Here is a 3,846-nt window from a genome sequence, read left to right as displayed (position 1 = left end):
AACACGCTGGCCGCCGGTCAAAATATAACACATCTTCGTGGGGACACGTCCCCACACCCCTCCCCCAACACACCAGCTTGCCACTATCATGCCCCATAAAGGGGCCGATCAACCTCAGTGGAACGTCAGGCTACACGGGCCTTAAAGACGGTTTTGCAGGGAGGGGGGCAGGCTGGCACCTTGAATATCAGTGTAATACCTCACATATCGCGCACAGGCGAACTACAAGGCTTTAAGAATAGCTAGATAAGCTCTATGATGGAGCTCATTTATATTGCCTCACAGAAGCGCTATTAATAGCGCTCTCGATGTTTTTTTTCGTATTCATCCATGACCATAACCATAACCAGGAGTGTTGCCGGTGAATGACTTTCTGAAAGTGTTATTGAATATCCGCAGCCTTCGTGCAGCTGTCCGTGATCTGCCGTTCGAGCAGTTGCAGGAAATTAAAGAGAAGTTTGATACCGTCGTCCAGGAGCAGCTAAAAGCTGCCGAAGCAGATCAAGCGGCCAAGCTGGAGCATGAGAAGAAACTTGCTGAGTTCAGAGAACTGTTGGCAATAGAAGGGATCTCGCCGGAAGATCTGCTCAGTGGCCGGGGGCTGACAGCCGGGGCCGATGCGGGGGCGAAAGCAAAGCGTGCGCCACGTCCCGCCAAGTACCGTTACATGGTAGAGGGTGAAGCGCGTACCTGGACCGGTCAGGGCCGCATGCCTGCCCAGATCGCGGCTGCTATCGCAAGTGGCGAGTCGCTCGACGCATTTCTGATCTGATCCCCCGGGTCAGCGACTGGGAGAACGTGGCCAGGGGCGGCGGCGGTGGTCATTCCGCCCCTCGGTCGAGGTCGAACCGATGACCTCGCCTCACTGGCGGTGCCGTTTTTCAATCCCGCATCCCCGATACATCGATTTCCACCCGCCGAAAACCGATATTCTTGGCCGTTTGCACCGCGGCATCGATAGTCTTGAATAACCGCCAGCCGCCACGCTGGCGCTCAATTATTTCTGTCTCGGCCTGACGGCCAAATCTCACCAGGTGCAGATGATAGCCAGTACCCATTGGCGTACATGCGATCAAGGCTTTGGAAAAGCCTCCCTGATCGAATACCCACTTTGCTTTCAGCTCCTGCATATTGTTCCCTCGATTGCTGCGGCCCCACTGGGCTAGACAAGAATAGTATGCCGAGCCATCAATCAAAAACAAATATTGATTGTTCGTTATCTGATTTTGATGATTAAAGGAGAAGGAACAGAAAAAAGGCCACTACTGGGGAGCGGCCAAGAAGAGCAAGGTCGTTACCATGGGTAGCGGCAACGCAAGGTCATCATCTCTCACTGGGGGACTCATGTCACCCCCTGATTGCCGGTTTGGGAGGTCAACGGCTTACCGTACAGAACTGTTCCATTGGGCTTCATACCCCTAACCGAGTTAATCAGCTGCTACCGGTTTTAACCAACTCAGCCCGGCCTGTCGAGTACTGGATGATTGTTTTAAGCACATTATCCTGCACCATTTTATGAATAACATCATCTGGGACATAGCTGGATTCTGACTGCCGATCCGGCTTACTGGGCGAAGATAGATACCATCCCTGTCCTCGGTTAGATAACTCCCACCCTGACTGTAGACGTTCGGTTATAACGTTCTCTGTTACAGAGTTGATTAATTTACTTCCTTGTTCAAACCAAGTTCTAACTTCGGTGTAATTATCCAGTTCAAGGGCGACCATAACATGAGTAATCCCAGAAATAGCATGTGATTTTGAAAGCTTTCCGAGCTTGTAATCGTCAAGTACGAGCTCTATGAATGTTTCCATATTTTGGATATCTTTTTCTGTAAGCTCTGATGTATAACTCATCAAATTTTCTCATGTAAAAAATGGTTGATTCTCTATTTTAAATATATAGAGCGTAGATAAGAGTTGTAAGCTGAAACCCTAGAAATTTCGGTTACTGACCCATAGCCATTTAGTATAAGGAGTTTGAAGTCCAATGAAACGGTTTTGTACGGTAAGCCGTTGATAAAGGTCGTAGCGGTCTGAACTTACCTGAACCGATCTTGGCGCTGCTGCGCCACTGGTAATCTCCTGTCAGGTTAATGTGCTCCCAGCCCAGCGGCGACAGGTACTGTAATAACGCATCATCGACGGCATGCCCCTTGGCACGTAATCCATGCGCCCCTTACTACGTCGTATCGGATGCCTTATAGTACGATTTTTCCGTTTTCCTTGTACTGATCCGGTACTGCTTTGGTACTGCTTTGGTACTGCTTTGGTACTGCTTTGGTACTGCTTTGGTGCTGCCTTGGGTGGCTCTTTGGCTCATAACTGAATCGCCTCTGCTATAGGGGTAGGGAACTGTTTCATTCAATGATTTAAGAGAGTGTTGCCTACGGTACGGGGTTGGCCGTGACAACCACCCATGGTAGCCCCGACCGGGTAACCATCTTGCCGATGGACTTGGCGCTGCAGGTAGCCCCCTCAATCGGGGACTCCGGCCTGGCGCATAGTCATCGAGCTGCACACGTCCCTGGGCAGCAACAGCACCCTTCCCCCGCGCCGCTGGCGCGAGTGTTGTTTGTGTGTGGACCATCGGCCAAAAAAGCACAGGACAAAAAGAGGGCAGGCGCAGCGCGGTGGAAAACCTATGCCCTCGCTTACTGGATGCAACGGACACACTGTGAAATGTCAGTGCGTTCCCTCATTTGGTCAGATTACCCACACATGGCACAATAGTTTTTTGGATGCAAGGCTGTGGAGGAAATGTGGATCCGAGCAGAAGTGGGCAGTGGTGGATGGCAGCGCTGGGGAGAAAGCGAATGGGAAGGCGAGAAAACCTCAAGTTTTCGATCAGATGATCGCGGCAGCATCACCTTAATTGAAAAGAGCAAGGGGTATTGGATAGAAAATGAAATTTGCGAAAAAACCAGTGATATTTTAGCAAACGGTGTCTTTCTATGGACTGAAACAAAGGGAACCGGACACGCCTTTGTTTCAGTCCACAAAGAATGGAGTATGCACGTATACACATACGGTCGATTTGATGGAAACCCTATATCCCCTGTAGGTGACGGCGTACTTATTCAATATGCTTTTACAAAAGCTCGGGAGTATTATCAGCACGAACTATACAGCATGAGTGCGAGAGCATTTAAAATCATGGATGTAGATGAAGGTTTGACGTTGGCAATCTTCCAAAAAAAAATGGCTTTCCAGTTCCACCCAACCAAATAAAGATAAAATAAAAGAAACTGGCCGAGTGATAAATAAATACGATCTCACTGGTAGCAACTGCACAACGACTTCCGTTGATGCGTTGAAGCTGGCAGGGACAAGCGCCTTCACTGTCAACGGGCCTATAGGGAACACATACACAGAGGACTTCGTTATACCGTCATCACTCGAGCGCCACCTGTCACAGCTAGCATCAAGCTCAGACATGCTTGTAGTTGAGGTGACTTCGGCCATGAAGGCCGCCATCCCGAACGGTGAGGGCTCATCCCCAATGAAAAGTGCAGGGCCTATTGGAGAAACCTTTGGTTCCTCCGGCAATAGCTCCGGTGTCGCGGGTAGCAGTTCAAACGGTGTTTCCCCAGGAACATTTGGTGGTTCATTAGGTAGCAGCAATGATTAAGAAAATCCTTAAAATAGCAGGGATGGCAACTCCCTTTGTAATGCATTTTATAATCATGAGCGTTATATTGATTCTCGTACTTGTCAATATAAAGTATGGCTTGGAGTTTGATTTGATTGGCACTGAGTATGGCCACCTAGTTAATAGCGTGTACAACATTGTTTATTTTCTTTAATTTCTTTCTTTTCTTTTTTTTCTTTATTTTCTTTATTTTC

At 48.8% G+C, this 3,846-nt stretch carries 4 protein-coding genes and 1 pseudogene; 2 read left to right on the top strand and 3 right to left on the bottom strand.

Annotation, left to right across the window (positions count from 1 at the left end; all coding sequences use genetic code 11):
* Window positions 1–361: 361 nt before the first annotated feature.
* On the top strand, window positions 362–772 hold the full coding sequence (locus tag AXW79_RS01545; protein WP_005320953.1) for an H-NS family histone-like protein: 411 nt from the start codon (window positions 362–364) through the stop codon (window positions 770–772).
* Window positions 773–881: 109 nt separating this feature from the next.
* Here the strand turns inward: AXW79_RS01545 and AXW79_RS01540 are convergent, their stop codons facing one another.
* The 3 genes and pseudogenes from AXW79_RS01540 to AXW79_RS21955 all read right to left on the bottom strand — a co-directional run.
* A complete protein-coding gene (locus AXW79_RS01540; protein WP_005320955.1) occupies window positions 882–1,130 on the bottom strand; it encodes a hypothetical protein in 249 nt (82 codons plus the stop codon).
* A gap of 301 nt (window positions 1,131–1,431) precedes the next feature.
* On the bottom strand, window positions 1,432–1,857 hold the full coding sequence (locus AXW79_RS01535) for a hypothetical protein (RefSeq protein ID WP_005320958.1): 426 nt from the start codon (window positions 1,855–1,857) through the stop codon (window positions 1,432–1,434).
* Between the two features lie 109 nt (window positions 1,858–1,966).
* A pseudogene (locus AXW79_RS21955) lies at window positions 1,967–2,176 on the bottom strand (Tn3 family transposase); the annotation flags it as partial.
* 575 nt (window positions 2,177–2,751) lie between these two features.
* On the opposite strand from AXW79_RS21955, the gene AXW79_RS21945 reads away from it, so the two are divergent.
* On the top strand, window positions 2,752–3,231 hold the full coding sequence (locus AXW79_RS21945) for a hypothetical protein (RefSeq protein ID WP_129712431.1): 480 nt from the start codon (window positions 2,752–2,754) through the stop codon (window positions 3,229–3,231).
* Window positions 3,232–3,846 lie beyond the last annotated feature (615 nt).

The sequence above is a fragment of the Aeromonas salmonicida subsp. salmonicida genome, assembly GCF_001643305.1.
GTDB lineage: Bacteria > Pseudomonadota > Gammaproteobacteria > Enterobacterales > Aeromonadaceae > Aeromonas > Aeromonas salmonicida.
The sequence above is the reverse complement of the archived record's forward strand: the minus strand, read 5'-3'. Positions and strand labels throughout refer to the sequence as shown.